Genomic DNA, 18,613 nt, shown 5'->3' on the forward strand with positions numbered 1-18,613 from the left:
GACCGGGTCGGCTCCGATGGGGATCCAGGGGGCGGTGGCCTCCGGCGGGGGGCGGGGGGAGACGGGGGGTTCCGGGGGGCGGTTTCCGATGCCGCCCGGGGCCGGCGCCCGGCCCAACATGCCCCGCCAGCGGCCGCCCGAGCCGCGGTGAGGGGCTGTGCGGGGCGGCCGCCCCGCCTCAGGCTCCCCCGGGCGGGCCGGACGAGCCGGACGACGGCGACCGGCACAGCCGCAGCCCTTCCGGTGTCCAGCACGGCAGGTGGCCGTGCGTGCGGACGACGTCCTGGCCGTTGCCGCGGGTGAGGTAGGTCAGGAAGCTGGAGGCGAGGGAGTCGGCCGGGGGACGGCCGTAGGTGTAGGCGTACTCGATCTCACGGTACGGATAGGCGCTGGTGCCGTTCTCGATGGCGTCGACGGACGCGGGGTCGCCGTCGAGGTCCAGCGCGTGCAGGCCCTTCGCGCGGTCGGCCAGGTTCAGCTCGCTGTAGCCGATCGCGCCGGGGGTGGCGGCGACCGTCGCGAGGACCTGGTCGGTGGAGTCGAGTTCGCAGCGCACGACGGCGGCCGTCGGGTCGTCCTTGTGGAGGCAGTCGACGGAGGAGTTGGCGATCTCGCCGCGGCCCAGCACCCGACGCTGGAACACCTGCCGCGTCCCGGAGTTGGCGTCCCGGCTGACCAGGATCACCGGCAGGTCCGGCCCGCCCAGCCGGCTCCAGTTGGTGATCTCCCCCCGGTACAGACGCCGTACGTCGAGCGTGGAGAGGTTGCGCAGGCGGACGTCGTCGTTGACGACCAGCGCGAACACGGAGACGGCGACACGGTTCTCGCGCAGTTGCTCCAGGCCGGACGGCTTCGGCCCGTCGGAGAGGGCGACGAGCGGCGGGGAGCCGTTCCGGCTGCGGGCGCCGGCCGCGGTGAGTTCGCGGATGCCGGCCGTGGAGCCGTGCGGGTCGACCGTGAGGTGAGCGCCCTCGCAGTCGCGCTCGTACTTGCGGGCCACCTCGCGGATCACCGGGGCGAAGGCGGTGGAGCCGGTCAGGGTGAGCGAGCCGCGTTCGCAGCCGATGGGCGGCGGGGCGTCGTCGCGGACGACGACGAGCGTGGCGAGGGTGATCACGCAGAGGGTCAGCATCACGGAGATCAGCCGGGCGGCCCGGCTGAACAGCGGCGGGGTGTCGTCGGGGGTCGCGCTGCGGTTGGGGTGCACCTCGCCGTCGCGCAGTCCGCCGTACAGGCGTATCCCGTGGCCGACGTCGCCGCCCGACAGGAGCACCAGCAGTTTGAAGTGCTCACCGCGGTTGAGGGGGACGCGCGGGATGCGCAGGGTGTTGCCCTCGTAGCCGAAGCCGCGGTCCGCGGTGAAGTGGTCCATGAGGTGGTCGGTGTCGGTCGGCTGGGTGACCGACACCCCGCGGATGGTGCGGTCGGTGAAGACCGCGGTGAGGCCGTGGCGCTCGGGGCCGGTGTAGTCGTCGTGGTCGATGCCCTGTGAGCCGTCGTTCTCGATGCGCAGCAGCACGAGGGTGGCGTTGTCCATGCCGGGGGCCTCGTCGAACAGGCCCAGGCGGCGGTTGGGGCGGCCGGATCTGACGTCGTCGCCGATCGGGTTGTCCATCTGCACCCGATAGCCGACGCGCTTGCGGCGCGGCACCCGGCGTTCGTACCAGACCATGACGCCGGAGGCGACGATGCCGAGGAAGGCCGTCCCCACGGCCACGAGGTTCTCGGCGTTCAGCCAGTCCATTGTGGGTGCCCCCGCCACTCCCGCCGGCCCGATGGTGGGGTCACCGTACGGCTGTCCGAGGGGACGATCCGGATCCACGGCCAGAAGTTCGCCGTACGTTCACCGCTTGGTGTAGGTGAGCTTCTCCCCGGTGGCGGGGTTGACGCGTTGGAGGCTGCCGTCGGGCAGCAGGGTGACCTCGGTGGCGGCGCCGGGGGTGCAGGAGGAGAGGGGTTCGCCGGCGGTGACCGTGGACGGGCCGATCCGCAACGGACCGTCGGCGGTGGGCCGTTGGGCGAGTCCGGCGCTGAACTCGCAGTGGTAGGAGTCCCCGTCGGCGACGAGCCTGAGAACCGTGTCGCCCACCTCGCCCTGGGTCAGGATCAGACGGCGGGTGTCGGCGGCGCCCGCGTTGTCGATGGAGGCGCTCCAGGTGCCGAGGTACGCCTGCGGGATCGCGCCGGCCGACGGGGACGGCTTCGGCGACGCGCTGGGGGTCGGGGTGGGCGTCGGCGCGGAGGTGCTGGGCGCGCTGCTCGTCGCGGGGGCGGGGCGCGCGGTGGGCGTGCCCTCGCCGCTCATCACCGCGTACACCGAGCCGCCCGCCGCCAGCGCGACGACCGCCGCGACCGCGACGAGCAGCGCGGTGGTACGGCCACTGCGCCGCGGGGGCTCCTCCGGCTCATCGGCCACGGCGGTGGGGCCGGGGCCGTACCGGTTGTACGCCGGGGCGGGCGGGGCGGTGGCGTACGGGTTGTGCGGGACCGGGGCGCCCGGCTGCCAGGGGTCGGGCGGCGACGGGTAGCCGTAGGCGGGCTGCGGATGCTGCTGGGGGCCGCCGTACGCCAGGTGCGCGGGCGCGGGCGTCGGCCGGGGCGGGGGGCCGGCGGGGTCCGCGACCAGCGTCGGCAGCTCGCCCTCGGGTGTCCCGTCGCCCTGCCGGCCGCTGTGTTCGGGGGTTCCGTCCGGGTCCTCCGTGTCCAGCAGCCGCACCGCGTGCCGGCCCAGCTGCGCCACCAGCGCGCCCGGCAGCCACGGGTCGCGGGAGTGGCCGTCGGAGACGGTGTCCCGCGCTCCCGTCCGCTCCAGGATCCAGGCGGGCGAGGGCCGGGCGGCCGGGTCCTTGCGCAGACAGGCGCGGACCAGGTCGGCGATGCCCTCGGGCACCTCCGACAGGTCGGGTTCCTCCTCGGCTATGCGGAACATCAGGGCGTGCAGGCCGCCCTCGGCGCCGCCGAAGGGAAGGGTGCCGGTGGCGGCGTAGGCGAGGACGGAGCCGAGGCAGAAGATGTCGCCGGCGGGGGTGATGCCCTCGCCGCGTACCTGCTCGGGCGCCATGAAGCCGGGCGAGCCGATCACCGCGCCGGTCCGGGTGAGGTCGCTGCCGGCGACCGTCTCCATCGCCCGCGCGACGCCGAAGTCGATGACCCGGGGCCCTTCTATGGTGAGCATCACGTTGGACGGCTTGAGGTCGCGGTGGACGATGCCGGCGGCGTGGATGTTGGCGAGGGCGTGCGCGAGACCGGCGGCGAGGATGCGCACCGAGCGCTCGGGCAGCGGCCCGTAGTCCTCGCCGACGACCTGCTGGAGGCTCGGCCCGGCGACGTAGCCGGTGGCGACCCAGGGGACGGCGGCCTCGGTGTCCGCGTCCAGCACGGGCGCGGTCCAGTACCCGCCGACCCGCTGGGCGTTGCGGACCTCCTGCCGGAACCGCGCCCGGAACTCCTCCCGGGCGGCCAGTTCCTCGCGGACCAGCTTCACGGCGACGGTCCGTCCCCGGTCGGAACGGGCGAGGTAGACCTGCCCCATGCCGCCGGCGCCCAGCCGCGCCAGCAGGCGGTAGGCGCCGATCCGCTGCGGATCGCCCGGGCCCAGCGTCTCCATGATCGCCCCACCTTCCCCCCGCACTTGTGAACGGGGCGAGGATAATCCCGCCGTTCCGGGAGTCGGGCGGGTGCGGGTCCTACGGTTCTGTAACGGGGGGTCCCAGTTCGTCCAGCACCTTCGACAGCCGTTCCAGCGCGGCGACCGCCTCCGCCAGCTCGGCCTCCCCGTACGCCTCGGCCAGCCGGTCGGCGAACGCCGCGTGTCCCGGATCGATCCCGGTGATCGCGGCCCGCCCCCGCTCGGTCGGCGCCAGCAGCTTGGCCCGCCGGTGCGCGGGGTTGGGCCGGTACTCCGCGAGCCCCTTCTCCACCAGCAGGTCCGCGATGCGCTGCACGCTCTGCCGGGTGATGCCCATGGCCCGGGCGATCCCGGCGACCGGCAGCGGCTCGCGCAGCACCGCGCCCAGCACCTGCCACCACGCCGCGGTCAGCCCGGCCGGGCGGGCCAGCTCCTCGGCGACCGCGAGGAACTGCCCGTTGAGCCGGAAGACCCCGAGCGCGCCGCGGCTGAGCAGGTCCTGGCGCTCGCGGCTCATTCGGCGGCCGCCTTCTCCAGGACGGCGTAGGCCTCCGGGTCGGAGTCGTGGAACAGCCGGTACCAGGCGTCCAGCACGTCTCCCTCGTACACGCCGAGGAGCCGGAAGATCTCCCGGGCGAAGGCGACGGGCTCGGTGGGGCCCGCGGTGATCAGGCCGCCGTCGGTGACGGCGTCGGCGTCCACGTACCGCTCGCCGCCGCCGTACCCGGTCGCGGCAAGGTAGAAGGAGACGGCGCTGGTGTGCCGCCGGTCGTCCAGCAGCCCCTCGCGGGCGAGGCCGGCGGTGGCGCCGCAGATCGCGGCGACGGGCACGCCGGCCGCGAGGAACTCCCGGGCCTTGCGCGCGAAGGGCGCCAGCTCGTCGCCCGCGTCCCACAGGTCGGCCCCCGGCAGGATCAGCAGCGAGCTGTCCTCGGGCCGGAGGTCGTCCAGGGCCAGGTCGGGCCGGACGCTCAGGCCGCCGATGGACCTGACCTCACGGGCCGTCGGCCCGACCGTCCGGATCGTGTGGCCGGCGCGGGCCAGGTAGGCCGTGGCGTGCCCGGTCTCCCAGTCCGCGAAGGTGTCGTACACACCGAGATGCACGGTCCTGCCGTTCATGGCTCCTCCTCGACTCACCCACTCTTCTTATGACAGAAGACTGTCACTACGACAGCGTGCTGTCAATACCTTGACGTGACGGCCGTCCGTTTCACCGTTTTCGCAGTCCCCGCGTCCCCGCTTCCGACGCCCGACAACCTGTCGCGGAAAGCCGTCGCCCACAGACAGGACGCCGATTCCGATTCCGCATCGCGGACATTTACGCTCACCCGCATGACCCCTCAGATCGATCCCCGGGCCGGCGCCGCCGTGAAGGCCGCCGACCGCGCGCACGTCTTCCACTCCTGGTCCGCCCAGGAGCTCATCGACCCGCTCGCCGTGGCCGGCGCCGAGGGGTCGTACTTCTGGGACTACGACGGCAAGCGCTACCTCGACCTCACCAGCGGACTCGTCTACACCAACATCGGCTACCAGCACCCCAAGGTCGTCGCCGCGATACAGGAGCAGGCCGCGAAGCTCACCACCTTCGCGCCCGCCTTCGCCATCGAGGCCCGCTCGGAGGCCGCGCGGCTGATCGCCGAGCGCACCCCCGGCGACCTCGACAAGATCTTCTTCACCAACGGCGGCGCGGACGCCGTGGAGCACGCGGTACGGATGGCGCGGCTGCACACCGGCCGGCCCAAGGTGCTCTCGGCGTACCGCTCCTACCACGGCGGCACCCAGCAGGCCGTGAACATCACCGGCGACCCGCGCCGCTGGGCCTCCGACAGCGCCGCCGCCGGCGTCGTGCACTTCTGGGCGCCCTTCCTCTACCGCTCGCGCTTCTACGCGGAGACCGAGGAGCAGGAGTGCGCGCGGGCCCTGGAGCACCTGGAGACGACCATCGCCTTCGAGGGGCCGTCGACGATCGCCGCGATCGTCCTGGAGACGATCCCGGGAACGGCGGGCATCATGGTGCCGCCGCCGGGCTACCTGGCGGGCGTGCGGGAGATCTGCGACACGTACGGGATCGTCTTCGTCCTCGACGAGGTCATGGCCGGGTTCGGGCGCACCGGTGAGTGGTTCGCGGCCGACCTGTTCGACGTCACCCCGGACCTGATGACCTTCGCCAAGGGCGTGAACAGCGGGTATGTGCCGCTGGGCGGTGTCGCCGTCTCGGGTGCCGTCGCGGAGACGTTCGGGAAGCGGCCGTACCCCGGCGGCCTCACGTACTCGGGGCACCCGCTGGCCTGCGCCGCCGCCGTCGCGACGATCGGCGTCATGGCGGAGGAGGGCGTCGTCGACAACGCCCGTGACCTCGGCGCGTCCGTCGTCGGGCCGGGGCTGCGGGAGCTGGCCGAGCGCCACCCGAGCGTCGGCGAGGTGCGCGGTGTGGGCATGTTCTGGGCGGTGGAGCTGGTGCGCGACCGCGAGACGCGCGAGCCGCTCGTGCCCTACAACGCGGCCGGAGAGGCGAACGCGCCGATGGCGGCCTTCGCCGCCGCGGCCAAGAAGGCCGGGGTGTGGCCGTTCGTGAACATGAACCGCACCCACTTCGTGCCGCCGTGCACCGCGACCGAGGCCGAGCTGAAGGAGGGCCTGGCGGCGCTGGACGCGGCGCTGTCCGTGGCCGACGAGTACACGGCGTGACCCCCCGCTCGGCACCGGTGCCCGGGCGGGTGTTCGGGCGGGGATCCGGGCGGGGATCCGGGCGCGGATTCGGGTAGGGATTCCCTCGAATCGAACGCGTAAGGTGGCGTGCTCGTAGATAAGTACGAGCGATCAACGCTGGCGCTCAGTACGAGCACGCCACTTTCACGTCGTGACGAGGGAGACGCCCTGACCATGCCCGGCAGCCCCGGCAACGGCGCCGTGACGCGCAGCACCCTGCGGCAGCAGATCGCCGACGCGCTTCGCGACGAGGTCCTCGCGGGACGGCTCCAGCCGGGCCAGGAGTTCACGGTGAAGGAGATCGCCGAGCAGTACGGCGTCTCCGCGACCCCCGTCCGTGAGGCGCTGGTGGATCTGTCGGCGCAGGGGCTGCTGGAGGCCGACCAGCACCGGGGCTTCCGGGTGCACGAGTACTCGGTCGAGGACTTCCGGGGCATGATCGAGGCCCGCAACCTGATCATCGAGGGCATGTTCCTCGCGCTGGACCAGGACCGTCAGCGCTTCCAGAACCTGGAGGACCCGCGGATCGTCGCCGCCGTCGCGGGCGTGCGCCGCCGCGGCGAGGAGGCCCAGCGGGCCGCGACCGCCGGCGACCTCACCGTCCTCATCGGCTACGACCTGCGGTTCTGGCGCGAGCTGAGCGCCCTGTTCGGCAACCCGTACCTGGCCGACTTCCTGCACCGGCTACGCGTGCAGACCTGGGTCTGTCTGGTGCAGCACCTGCGGCGGCTCGGCGAACTGCGCGGCCGGCTCTGGTCCGGCCACACCGAACTGGTCGACGCCCTGTACCGACGCGACACCGCCGCCGCCCGCGCGATCCTCAGCGCGTACAACGACCACTGCCTGGCGCTGATCGAGGGGCCGGCGGCGCGATGAACCGGACGGCCGGAGCGGACGCGGCCGGGAGGGGAGCGGTCGGTACCACGGCCGCCGTCGACCTCTCGGTGGTGGTTCCCGCCCACAACGAGGAGCGGCGGCTCGGCTCCACCCTCGACGCGATCATCCGCCATCTCGAGGCGTCGGGCCACGCCTCCTGGGAGGTGATCGTCGCCGACGACGGCTCCACCGACGCCACCCGCGAGATCGTCACCCTGCGCCGCGACCCGCGGCTGCGGCTGATCACCAGCCCCCGCAACCGCGGCAAGGGCCACGCGCTGCGGCTCGGCGTGGCCGCCAGCCTGGGCCGCCGCGTACTGCTCACCGACGCCGATCTCGCCACGCCCATCGACGAGCTGGAGCGGCTGGAGGAGGCGCTCGGCGAGGGCTGCGCCGCGGCGGTCGGCTCCCGCGCGGCGCCGGGCGCCACCTTCGGCGAGCGGCAGCACCGGGTGCGTGAACTCCTCGGCACCGCGGGCAACTTAATCGTCCGCGCCACGGCCGTGCGCCGGATCCGGGACACCCAGTGCGGGTTCAAACTGTTCGACGGCGACAAGGCGCGCGCCGCGTTCGCCGCCTCCCGGCTGAACGGCTGGGCCATCGACATGGAGGTGCTGCGCCACTTCCAGCGGGCCGGCTGGGCCGTCGCCGAGGTGCCCGTGCACTGGTCGCACCGGCCCGGCTCCAAGGTCCGCCCGCTGGACTACCTCCGTGTCCTGCGCGACCTGGTCCGGCTCAGGATCCCGGCGCTCGGCCCCGCCGACGCCGTCGCCGCCGTGCTGTTCCTCGTGATGGCCGTCGCCCTGTACTCCGGCCGCTTCTTCGACCCCGCCCACCGCTACCTCACCGACTCCCTCCAGGACCAGAACCAGTGGGAGTGGTTCTTCGCGGTGACCGCCGACAACGTCGCCCGGCTGCGCAACCCGCTCTTCAGCGACCTCCAGGGCGTCCCCGACGGCGTGAACCTGATGGCGAACACGGCCATGCTGGGCCTGTCGGTGCCGCTGACGCCGGTGACGCTGCTGTTCGGCCCGGCCGTCACCCTCAGCCTGGTGGCCACGCTGGGGCTGGCCGCCACCGCCGCCGCCTGGTACTGGCTGATCGTGCGGCGGCTCGTGCGCCAGCGCGCGGCGGCCTTCGTGGGCGCCTCCCTCGCCGCGTTCGCGCCGCCGATGGTCAGCCACGCCAACGCCCACCCGAACTTCGTGGTGCTGTTCATGATCCCGCTGATCGTGGACCGGGCGCTGCGGCTGTGCGCGGGCACCCGGGTCACCCGGGACGCGGTGGTCCTCGGCCTGATGGCGGCCTACCAGGTGTTCCTCGGCGAGGAGGCGTTGCTGCTCGCCGCGCTCGGCATGCTGCTGTTCGCCGTCGCCCACGCCGCCGTACGCCCCGACGTGGCCCGGCGGGCGGCGCCGCCGCTGCTGCGCGGCCTGGCGATCGCCGCGGCCGTCTGTCTGCCGCTGGTGCTGTACCCGCTGGCCTGGCAGTTCTCCGGCCCGCAGAGCTACACGCACATCGACCACGGCGCCGGCAGCGCCAACACCGTGCGCGCCCTGCTCACCTTCGCCGAACGCTCCCTGATCGCGGGCGACGCCGAGCGCGCGAACGCCCTCTCCCTCAACCCGACCGAGCAGAACGCCTTCTACGGCTGGCCGCTGCTGCTGCTCGCCCTCGCGATCACCGTGGCGCTGTGGCGGCGGCCCGTCGTGCGGGCGCTGGCCGCCACGGCGGCCGCCGCGGCCGTCCTGTCCCTCGGCCCGCGCGTCCACATCCCGCTGACCGGTGTGGAGGTCCCCGGCCCGTGGGCGCCGCTCGCCGGCCTCCCGCTGCTGGAGTCGGTCATCGAGAGCCGGGTGGCGATGATCTGCGCGCCCGTCCTCGGCATGCTGCTCGCCCTCGCCATCGGCCGGCTGGCGACGGCCCGCTCCCTGGGCACGCAGTACGCCGGCCTCCTCGCCGTCTGCCTCGCCCTGCTGCCGCTCGTCCCGGCCCCGCTGCGCGCCGAGCCCCGCGCCGAGGCGCCCGCCTTCTTCACCGACGGCACCTGGAAGGCGTACGTCCGCCCCGGCGAGTCGCTCGTGCCGGTGCCGCTGCCCGATCCGGCCGCCGCCGAGGCCCTGCACTGGCAGACCGTCACCGACCTGGGCTTCCGCGTCCCCGGCGGCTACTTCAACGGCCCGTACGGCGACGGCGACCGCTCCGGCGTCTACGGCGTGCCGCTGAACTTCACCGCGGCCCTGCTGCGGGACGTGCGCGACACGGGCGTCGTCCCGGCGATCGACGACCGGGCCCGCGAGGAGACCCGCGAGGACCTCGCGCACTGGCGGGCGGGCGCGCTGGTGCTCGCCCCGCAGCCGCGCGACGCACAGCTGCGGGCGACGGTGGACCGGCTCGTGGGCCGTCCCGGGAAGTGGGTGGACGGTGTGTGGGTATGGGACCTGCACGAGGCAACGCGCGGTACGCAGGGGAGGAGCTGACGCGGGCCGCACCGACTACCCTTCCCTGACCGGGCCCTTCGCCGACCGGGCGGACGGACCGGCCGTGGACCGACCCCGTGGACCGAGCAACGCGCTGAGTGAGGAGTTCCTTCTTTGGCCTGTGACCTGTGGCTGGTACCGCTCGTCGACGTGTTGTGCCACACCCCCGACAACCCGTTCGCCGAGGAACTCGCGCAGTACAACAAGGTGCTCGCCGAGTCCGGACTGCCGCCCGTGCCGGTCTACCAGTACATGCCGGGTCTGTCCGGCGACGTCGCCCCGGTGGCCGGCTTCGACTACGACGCCCTGCACTTCCTGCGCCGCGCCTACCTCCTCCAGGTGTGCGGGCTGCCGGTGACCCCGGTGGACGCCCTGGGTGGCGACTACGAACAGCTCCTGGAGATGTTCGAGACGACGGCCCAGCAGTCCCACCTGGTCTGGCACTACGACCACGCGGGCGCCTATGTCCCCGTGGACTTCCCGCAGCCCCTCTCCAACGACGAACTCCTCGCCGGAGGCGGCCCGTTGGGCTCCTCCCAGTCCCTCCTGCGGGAACTGGAGTACGTCGCCCCGTCCATCGGCATCGACCCGGCCAACCCCCCGGCCGCGCCCCAACCCCCGGCCGCGCCCACCGAGTTGGAGGAACCCGCGGTCCCGGCGCCGTACGACCCCAGCCCCTTCGCCCGCGAACGGCACGTCTGGCTCGGTCTGCACGCGGCGGCGACGCGGAGTCTGGCGCAGGGGTCGATGATCGTCTTCAGCTGAGGCGGGTCAGCCCAGCTGGGCCAGGCCCTTCCGCAGGTCCTCGCGGTCCATGACGGGGAACACCTCGACCTCGGCGTCGAACTGGTCGAACAACGGCTCCAGCGTCGCGGGCAGCCGCCAGTTGTCCTCCAGGTCGCAGATGAGGAAACAGGTCCGCTTGCCGTGCTCGGGCCCGAAGTAGGCGGCCTCCGGCTTGATCCGCTCCAGGATCGCCTGCATCACTTCGGGCACCTTGCCGGTGCGGAAGAGCTCGTTCGTCCTGTCCGTGCTGAGATTCGCCTTGATCATCACGCGCATCACAGTCACCTTCTTCTGGTTCTTCCGGCTTCCCGGCTCTGCCGGCCGGTTCTCCGGTGGGCGCACGCGCGTACGGCTTCAGAATATGCCCGGTCGCGGTTCGTCTCTCGGCGGATCAGCCGCGCGGCAGCGTCTGTGTATAGACGCTGTGGACGATCTTCTGCACCACCTCGGCCTGCCCGTGCCTAACGGCCGAAGTGCAGGGGCCCGTTGATGTCCCGTGCCTGGACGACCGCGCCCTGGAAGGTTCCGCCGGAGATCTCGTTGCGCACCTCGCCCGTGCCGGTCCGCAGCTCCGGCAGGGCCTCGGCCTCGCGCCGCCAGGTCTCCAGGGCGCGGGCGAACGCCGGGTCCTGCCGGGCCCGCTCGGCCAGGGTCCCGGCCAGCTCCCGGGCGCGGTCCATGCTGTCGGCCGCCTCGTCGAGCGCGACCAGCTCGCCCTCGCCGTCCGGCGCCCCCTCGGGGTCCGGCCGGCGTCCGACCAGGTCGCGCAGCGCGAACCAGATCTGCTGCCCGGCGGCACCGGCGGTGCCGGAGGCGAGGGCCATGAGCAGTTCGGGTGCGATGGGGTCCACGGCTGTCCTTCCCCGTACTTCGCTCGTGTACGTCGCGGCCGAGCGTAGGGCGGCCCAGGTGCCGGGGCGGTATATCTGGCCCGGGACAACCCGTAGGGGTGAGCGAGCAGATGGCGTACGAGGCACCGGAGCCGCCGCAGGACGGCACGACGAACGTGCTCATCGGTGACGCCGTCAACGTGGTGCAGGGCCGTGACGTCAAGGGTCACATCATCTTCGCCGGCGGCAGCGGCACGCCGTGGCCGGCGTTCGCCTGGCTCGCGGCGTCCCTGGCGCTGTCCGCCGGGGCGGGCGGGTGCGGCTGGTTCGCGCTGGACGGCATGGCGGCCGTGGAGCCCTCGCCGTGGACGTGGGTCCTCGCGGGGACCGCCCTGCTCTGCCTGGGGGCGGCCGGCTGGTCGCTGCGCGGGTGCGCGGCGGCCTGGCGGAGGTACCGCAGCCTCGGCATGCGCCACCGGCTGGCCGTCGCCGCCGATCATCTGGCGCAGGCCGGCACCCGCATCTGGACCAGGGAGGAGAAGAACCGGCGGCTGTACGACCCGAAGGCGCTGCCGGTGCGCTGGCGGACCGACACCGCGCTGAGCGACCGGTGGGAGATCGTCCGCGACACCAAGAACATCGCCCCGGGTGACCTGGAGGGGCGCTTCGCGGACGTGCTGAGGGTGTTCCGGACGGTGCCCGCCCGGCGGCTGGTCGTCCTGGGCGGGCCCGGTTCCGGCAAGTCCGTCCTCGCCGTGCGCTTCCTGCTGGACCACCTCGCGGACCGACTTGAGCACCGTCCGACGGAGCCCGTCGCGGTCCTGCTGCCGCTGTCGTCGTGGAACCCGTCGCAGCCGTTCCGCGACTGGGCCGTCGGCCGGATCGCGCTCGACCATCCGCAGTTGGCCGACATGGGTGGCACGGGCACCTCGGCGGCGGCCGAACTGCTCGATCACGGACGGCTGCTGCTGGTCCTCGACGGCCTCGACGAGCTGCCCGCCGCCGCCCGGCCGAAGGTGATCGAGGCGCTCAACGAGATGCGGGACTCCGCCAAGGGCGGCCAGGTCCTGCTGACCAGCCGCCGCGCGGAGTACCGGGAGGCGGTCCGCGCGGCGGGCGTTCTGCGGGCCGCCGCGGTGGTCGAGCTGGAGCCCCTCGGCACGGAGGAGTTACGGCGGTTCCTGCCGCTGACGGTGGACAAGCGGGTACGGGAGGACAAGCCGGCGGAGGGCGACGGCCGGGCGCGGGGAAGCACGGCCGGGAGCGACCACTCGGAGGGTCCGGGCACCTCGGACGGCGAGGCTCGCTCGGCCGGATCGGACGGCGCGGACGGCCCGGACGGCCCGGACGGCGCGGACGGCGCCAAGTGGGGTCGGGTCCTGGCCGCCGTCTGTGACACCGTCCCGGCCGTCGGTCCGCTGCGGCGCCGGCACGCGGCCGTGCTCCGCCAGGTCCTGTCCACCCCGCTGATGATCGCGCTGGCGCGCACGGCCTACAGCGACACCCCGCGCTCCCCCTCCGAACTCCTCGACCGGCGCCGCTTCCGCGACGCCGAACGCGTCGAGGACCACCTCCTGGACCAGTTCGTCGCCACCGTCTACCGCCCGGCCCCGGGCAGCTACGCCGCTCCCGCCGACCGCTGGACGGGCGACGAGGCGAAGGACTGGCTGACCGCCCTGGCCGGCCGGCTGCAACGGCTCGGGCTGCGGGAGATCACCTGGTGGCGGCTGAGTCCCGGTGTCCCGGAGTTCGGCCGGCTGGCGCTGGAGTCCGCCGCCCTCGCCCTCACCCTCGGCGTCACCGCGTGGCTGGTCTTCGGTCAGCCGCCCCGGCCGCAGGCGCCGCCCCCGCCGTACGTGCTGGCCGTGCAGGCGGCGGCCTGCCTGATCGCGCTGCTGACCCGGCCGTTCGCCGGCCCGGACACCGGGATCGCGCCGCGCCGCGTGGCGGTGCGCGGCCGGCTCGGGTCGTTCATCGAGCAGGTGATGTACGCGACCCCCGTCGTGCTGGCGATCGGGCTGCCGCTCCAGGTGACGCCGGCCGTGCTGGCCGCGCTGCCCCTGCTGTTCGCGTCCCGCGTCTTCGTGGACCACGCGGTCGACGTCGCCACGGCCGGCAGCCCCCGGGAACTGTTGCGGGCCGACCGCAGGGCGGTGGCGTTCCTCGCCCCCGGGTACGCCCTGCGCGGCGAAGGCCCCAACGCCCTGCGCACCTGGTTGCTGGCCTGGGCGGCCCTCGGCCCGCTGCTCGTCACCGCCGCCTGGCACCGGGGCGGCGGCCGGCCCGTCGTCGGCCCGCTCGTGTGGACCACGACCGCGCTGGGCTCGCTGCTGGCGCTGGTGCTGCTCGGCGTCGCCGGGTCCGCGTGGTGCGGCTACACCGTCACCCGGGTCGTGCTCGCGTCCACCGGGCGGCTGCCGTGGGCGCTCGCCGACTTCCTGGAGGACGCCCACCGCCGGGGCGTGCTGCGCCAGGCGGGCGGGGTGTACGAGTTCCGCCACGCCCGTCTCCAGGACCGGCTGGCCGGCCGCCCCGCACCGGAACCGGCCGGACCCGGCGTCCGCCTGCCGTTGCCGCCCCCCACAGCCAACCTGGCGGCACTGCCCGTCGCCCTGGTCACCCTGGTCGCCCTCAGCTTCACACCCGGGGCGTCGGGGCCGTACACCCTGGCGCACGTGTGGTGCCCGCCCCTCGGCCTGCCGGAGGGCACCGTCCTGAAGGAGGCGGGCAGGAAGGGCGACGAGACGTACGAGTGCGGTTGGAGCGGCGAGACGAAGGCCGAGGACGCGCCGCTCCTGGACTTGGGCGGCTGGCCCTTGGCACGGGTCCCGGACAGCGGGTACGTCGGCTCGTACGGCGTCCACCTCACCCTCCACGTCATGCGCCCGAGGTACTCCCGGAGTGCCGTCGAGGTCGCCACCGACTACTACGACCTGCTGCGCGAAGGGGTCGGGGCGACCCGGCCGGTCTCCGGTCTGGGCCAGGAGGCGGTGATCAGCGGGGGCGGCAGCCCGACCGACCTCGTCGTCCGGGTCGACAACATGGTGATCACGACGCTCGTGGTGGACTCCCGCGGCGCCTGCCGCCGGACGAGCGACGAGACCGCCCTGTCCCTGACCGGCGAAGTCCTGCGCTACCTGAACCTGTCCGAGGGCCGTCCGAGGCTCGACGAACCGATTCCGTCCGCGTGCGGAGGCCCCTCGCGGGAGCCGGTGGAGGAGACGGTGGAGGAGACGCCTCCCGCCCCGCCCCCGACACCGGACCCCACTCCGTCCCCGTCGGCCGAGCGGCCGCCCCTGCCGACGGAGCTGCGGATCGACGACGACGGCGTGAAGAGGACCCACGAGTGCCGGGGCGGCGCGGTGTCCGTGTACGGGGACGACGTGACCCTCACACTCCTCGGCTCCTGCGGGGAGGTGTACCTCTGGGGCGAGGGCGCCCGCGTGTGGGTGACGCACACGGACGTCCTCGGGCTCACAGGCGACAACAACAGCGTCTATTGCCAGGAGCCCGCCGACGAGGTGGTCGAATACCCCTCCTCGTACGGCGGGCCCGTCTCCGGCATGGCCATCAACTGCCGGAGCTGAGACTCCCTACAGGAACGAGTTGATCTCGATCGTCTCGTCCCGGCCCGGGCCCACGCCGATCGCGGAGATCGGGGCGCCGGACATCTCCTCCAGCGCCTTGACGTAGCTCTGGGCGTTCTTCGGCAGGTCGGAGAAGGACTTCGCCTTGCTGATGTCCTCGCTCCAGCCCGGCAGCATCTCGTAGACCGGCTTCGCGTGGTGGAAGTCCGACTGCGAGTACGGCAGCTCCTCGACGCGCCGGCCGTCGATCTCGTAGGCGACGCAGACCGGGATCTCCTCCCAGCCGGTGAGGACGTCGAGCTTGGTGAGGAAGAAGTCGGTCAGGCCGTTGACGCGGGTGGCGTAGCGGGCGATGACCGCGTCGAACCAGCCGCAACGGCGGTCACGGCCGGTGGTGACGCCCCGCTCGCCGCCGATGCGGCGCAGCGCCTCGCCGTCCTCGTCGAACAGCTCGGTCGGGAACGGGCCGGCGCCGACACGGGTCGTGTACGCCTTGAGGATGCCGATGACGCGGCTGATCTTCGTCGGGCCGACACCGGCGCCGGTGCAGGCACCGCCGGCGGTGGGGTTGCTGGAGGTGACGAAGGGGTACGTGCCGTGGTCGATGTCCAGCAGCGTGCCCTGGCCGCCCTCGAACAGGACGACCTTGTCCTCCTCCAGGGCCTGGTTGAGGATCAGGACCGTGTCCGCGACGTACGGCCGCAGCTTGTCGGCGTAGTCCAGGAGCTCCTCCACGACCTGGTCCACGGCGATCGCGCGGCGGTTGTAGAGCTTGGTGAGCAGCTGGTTCTTGACGTCGAGGGCCGCCTCGACCTTCTGCTGGAGGATCGACTCGTCGTACAGGTCCTGCACACGGATGCCGACCCGGTTGATCTTGTCGGCGTAGGTCGGGCCGATGCCGCGGCCGGTGGTGCCGATCTTCCGCTTTCCGAGGAAGCGTTCCGTCACCTTGTCGACAGTCACGTTGTATGGCGTGATGATGTGCGCGTTGCCGCTGATCAGCAGCTTCGACGTGTCGACGCCGCGCTCGTTCAGACCGCTCAGCTCGGAGAGCAGCACCGAGGGGTCGACGACGACTCCGTTGCCGATGACCGGCGTACATCCGGGCGAGAGGATTCCGGAAGGGAGGAGGTGGAGTGCGTACTTCTGGTCGCCCACGACGACCGTGTGGCCGGCGTTGTTGCCGCCCTGGTAGCGCACTACGTAGTCCACCGAGCCACCGAGCAGGTCGGTCGCCTTCCCCTTGCCTTCGTCACCCCACTGAGCACCGAGCAGCACAAGTGCGGGCACGCGCGTACACCCCTTCCGGGTGGGGCATGTCCAGGGTCAGGGGCGTACGCGGAGGCTTGCTCCACCGCGTGCACCGCGACCGTCGTCGGCCGCAGTACCGCGACCGTCGTTGGCCGCACCGCGACCGTCGTCGGCCGCACACCGTCGGACCCGGATGCCCCGGAATAGACGAAGCCCCTGGCGCAATAGCGCAAGGGGCTCTTGCACAAAGATGCTACCCGAGGAAGCGAGGCAGGACCGAGGTGGCGACTTTCGCGACGGCGGACCAGCTGCTGGTGATCATCGATCCGGTCGCCCGGAGGACGGACGGAGAGTCCGTGAGGATCGCGAAAGACGTGCTCAGCGCGGGTGCGGCCGCGAAAGTGTGCCTACCGGAGGGGCCCGAGGAGTTCGCCCGGGCGTTGGCGCGGCGCGGCGCGCGACGGCCGGTGGTCGTCGGTGACGACCGTGCGCTGACCCGTGCGGTGGCGCTGCTGCACCGGCAGCGGGCGCTGGCCGAATGTGTGCTGTCGGTGGTGCCGGTGGGCAGCGCCCTGGGCGTCGCGCACGCGCTGGGCGTCCCCACGAGCGCGGTGGCGGCGGCGCGGGCCGTGCTGGACGGTGCCGAGCGGCGGCTGGACCTGCTGGTCGACGACAGCGACGGGGTGGTGCTGGGGACGCTGCGGATCCCGGCGGTGCCGGGCTCCCCCTCCGGTGAGGCGGCGCTCGCGGGCGGGATACGGCCCTTGCTGCGGACCTGCCAGTCGCTGGTGCGGACCCTGGTGCCCTCCCGGCCGTCCCGATGCGCCTCCGCCCCCGTCCCGCCGGGGCCGACCCGGCTGCGGGTGGAGGTGGACGGCGAGACGCTCGTCGGCCTGGACCAGCCGGTGGAGACGGTGTCGGTGACCCCGGACGCCTCCGGCACGGCGGTCGTCGAGGTCCGTCCCCTGTCGGTGGGCGCGGAGGCCTCCCCCCTCCAGGCCCGGGGCCGGACGGTGACCGTCTCCGGCGCCGACTTCCGCTACCGCGCCGACGCGGGCGTCGCGGGCCCGGTCCGCAGAAGGACGTGGACGGTGCGGGAGGGGGGCCTGGGGCTGATGCTGCCGGGGCGGTGAGGTCCGGCGGCGAGCCGGTGATCGCCTCGGCCGGATCCGCGCCGGTCATCTCCCTGGACACACCCTGCGGTCGGCCCAGACGTGATCACCTCACCTCGACGCCGAGTCCCTCCAGGCCCCGGATCACGAAGTTCGGCTTCCGCTTCGGCTCCGCCACCGGGGCCAGCGTCGGTGCTCGCTCCAGGAGCGCCGCCATGGAGGCCGCCAGTTCGATGCGGGCCAGGGGCGCGCCGATGCAGTAGTGGATGCCGGCGCTGAAGGAGATGTGCGGGTTGTCGACGCGGGTCAGGTCCAGCCGGCCGGGGTCGCGGAACACCTCCGGGTCGTGGTTGGCGGAGCCGAACAGCATCGCGATCTCCGCGCCCCGGGGGATCACCGTCCCGTCGATCTCGATCTCGTCCAGCACCCAGCGTTCGAAGAGCTGGAGCGGGGTGTCGTAGCGCATCAGCTCCTCGACGGCGGACGGGATCAGGGAGTGGTCCGCGCGCAGCGCGGCGAGCTGGTCGGGGTTGCGGAACAGCGCCCACCAGCCGTTGACCGTGGCGTTCACCGTCGCCTCGTGTCCGGCGTTCAGCAGCAGGACCGCCGTGGAGATCATCTCCTGCTCGGTCAGCCGGTCGTCCTCGTCGTGTGCCGCGATCAGCCCCGAGATCAGGTCCTCCCCCGGCTCCTCGCGCCGGGCCGCGATCAGCTCCCGCAGATACGCGGAGAACTCCACCGAAGCACGCACGGCCTTCGCCGCCGTCTCCTGCGACGGGTTCAGCTCGTACATCCCGCAGATGTCCGCCGACCAGGGCCGCAGCAGCGGCCGGTCCGCGTCCGGGATGCCCAGCATCTCCGCGATCACCGCGACCGGCAGCGGCTCGGCGACATCGGTGAGCAGATCCCCGCCGCCCGCCGCGACCAGCCCGTCCACCAACTCGCCGGCCAGCTTCCGCACATACGGCTTGAGCTGCTCCACCGTGCGCGGTGTGAACGCCTTCGACACCAGGCGCCGGATCCGGGTATGGTCCGGCGGCTCCAGATCGAGCATCCCGTGGTCGTTCAGCGTGTGGAACGGCTCGTGTTCCGCCGGCGGCGCCGTCCGCCCGAACTCCTCATGGGTGAAGCGGTGCTGATACGTCCGCCCCAGCCGCCGCTCGCGCAGCAGCGCCGACACGTCAGCGTGCCGGGGAACCAGCCACTGGTCGGTGGGCTCGTAGTAGACCACTCGGCCACGCCCCCGCAGCTCGGCGTAGGCCGGATACGGGTCGGCCACGAACGCCGGGTCCCAGGGGTCGAACGCGAGGTCATCAGCCACTGTCATGCCCGGACGCTAACCGCTCGTCGGGCT

The 18,613-nt window shown here is 73.2% G+C and carries 14 protein-coding genes; 6 read left to right on the top strand and 8 right to left on the bottom strand.

The annotated features are described in order from the left end of the window. Positions 1–178: 178 nt before the first annotated feature. The 4 genes from ALMP_RS12125 to ALMP_RS12140 form a co-directional block, all read right to left on the bottom strand. Entirely contained in the window at positions 179–1,744 is a 1,566-nt protein-coding gene (locus ALMP_RS12125; RefSeq protein WP_264926952.1) for a substrate-binding domain-containing protein, read from the bottom strand. A 99-nt stretch (positions 1,745–1,843) separates the two neighbouring features. Then, positions 1,844–3,607, bottom strand: a complete 1,764-nt coding sequence (locus tag ALMP_RS12130) for a serine/threonine-protein kinase (RefSeq protein ID WP_264926954.1) — start codon at positions 3,605–3,607, stop codon at positions 1,844–1,846. 79 nt (positions 3,608–3,686) lie between these two features. Then, positions 3,687–4,145 (bottom strand): MarR family winged helix-turn-helix transcriptional regulator, encoded by a 459-nt coding sequence (locus ALMP_RS12135; protein WP_264926956.1) that lies wholly within the window; start codon positions 4,143–4,145, stop codon positions 3,687–3,689. Continuing rightward, positions 4,142–4,747 (bottom strand): type 1 glutamine amidotransferase family protein, encoded by a 606-nt coding sequence (locus tag ALMP_RS12140; RefSeq protein ID WP_264926957.1) that lies wholly within the window; start codon positions 4,745–4,747, stop codon positions 4,142–4,144. The genes ALMP_RS12135 and ALMP_RS12140 overlap by 4 nt, the downstream gene beginning before the upstream one ends. Positions 4,748–4,960: 213 nt before the next feature. Between ALMP_RS12140 and ALMP_RS12145 the strand changes: the two genes are divergently transcribed. The 4 genes from ALMP_RS12145 to ALMP_RS12160 all read left to right on the top strand — a co-directional run bounded on the left by ALMP_RS12145 (position 4,961) and on the right by ALMP_RS12160 (position 10,458). Further along, positions 4,961–6,316 carry an aspartate aminotransferase family protein gene (locus tag ALMP_RS12145; protein WP_264926958.1) on the top strand — a complete coding sequence of 452 codons (1,356 nt, stop codon included), beginning with the start codon at positions 4,961–4,963 and terminating at the stop codon, positions 6,314–6,316. Between the two features lie 195 nt (positions 6,317–6,511). Next, positions 6,512–7,213: a GntR family transcriptional regulator gene (locus ALMP_RS12150; protein WP_264926960.1), complete on the top strand. Its 702-nt coding sequence runs from the start codon at positions 6,512–6,514 to the stop codon at positions 7,211–7,213. Next, complete coding sequence (locus ALMP_RS12155; RefSeq protein WP_264926962.1) at positions 7,210–9,693, top strand: dolichyl-phosphate beta-glucosyltransferase; 2,484 nt, start codon at positions 7,210–7,212, stop codon at positions 9,691–9,693. The genes ALMP_RS12150 and ALMP_RS12155 overlap by 4 nt, the downstream gene beginning before the upstream one ends. A 114-nt stretch (positions 9,694–9,807) precedes the next feature. Continuing rightward, positions 9,808–10,458 (top strand): hypothetical protein, encoded by a 651-nt coding sequence (locus ALMP_RS12160; RefSeq protein ID WP_264926964.1) that lies wholly within the window; start codon positions 9,808–9,810, stop codon positions 10,456–10,458. 6 nt (positions 10,459–10,464) lie between these two features. Here ALMP_RS12160 and ALMP_RS12165 read toward each other — a convergent pair whose 3' ends face one another. Next, a complete protein-coding gene (locus ALMP_RS12165; protein ID WP_264926965.1) occupies positions 10,465–10,755 on the bottom strand; it encodes a DUF3303 family protein in 291 nt (96 codons plus the stop codon). 185 nt (positions 10,756–10,940) lie between these two features. Beyond that, a complete protein-coding gene (locus ALMP_RS12170) occupies positions 10,941–11,330 on the bottom strand; it encodes a hypothetical protein (protein WP_264926967.1) in 390 nt (129 codons plus the stop codon). Between the two features lie 98 nt (positions 11,331–11,428). On the opposite strand from ALMP_RS12170, the gene ALMP_RS12175 reads away from it, so the two are divergent. Then, a complete protein-coding gene (locus ALMP_RS12175) occupies positions 11,429–14,896 on the top strand; it encodes an NACHT domain-containing protein (protein ID WP_264926969.1) in 3,468 nt (1,155 codons plus the stop codon). A gap of 6 nt (positions 14,897–14,902) precedes the next feature. Here ALMP_RS12175 and ALMP_RS12180 read toward each other — a convergent pair whose 3' ends face one another. Next, positions 14,903–16,186 carry an adenylosuccinate synthase gene (locus ALMP_RS12180; RefSeq protein WP_264926971.1) on the bottom strand — a complete coding sequence of 428 codons (1,284 nt, stop codon included), beginning with the start codon at positions 16,184–16,186 and terminating at the stop codon, positions 14,903–14,905. A 242-nt stretch (positions 16,187–16,428) separates the two neighbouring features. Here ALMP_RS12180 and ALMP_RS12185 point away from each other — a divergent pair, with 242 nt between their 5' ends. Continuing rightward, on the top strand, positions 16,429–17,280 hold the full coding sequence (locus tag ALMP_RS12185; protein ID WP_264926973.1) for a diacylglycerol kinase family protein: 852 nt from the start codon (positions 16,429–16,431) through the stop codon (positions 17,278–17,280). Positions 17,281–17,365: 85 nt separating this feature from the next. Here ALMP_RS12185 and ALMP_RS12190 read toward each other — a convergent pair whose 3' ends face one another. Further along, positions 17,366–18,586, bottom strand: a complete 1,221-nt coding sequence (locus tag ALMP_RS12190) for a cytochrome P450 (RefSeq protein ID WP_264926975.1) — start codon at positions 18,584–18,586, stop codon at positions 17,366–17,368. Positions 18,587–18,613: the final 27 nt, after the last annotated feature.

The sequence above is a fragment of the Streptomyces sp. A012304 genome, assembly GCF_026008495.1.
Taxonomy (GTDB): Bacteria; Actinomycetota; Actinomycetes; order Streptomycetales; family Streptomycetaceae; genus Streptomyces.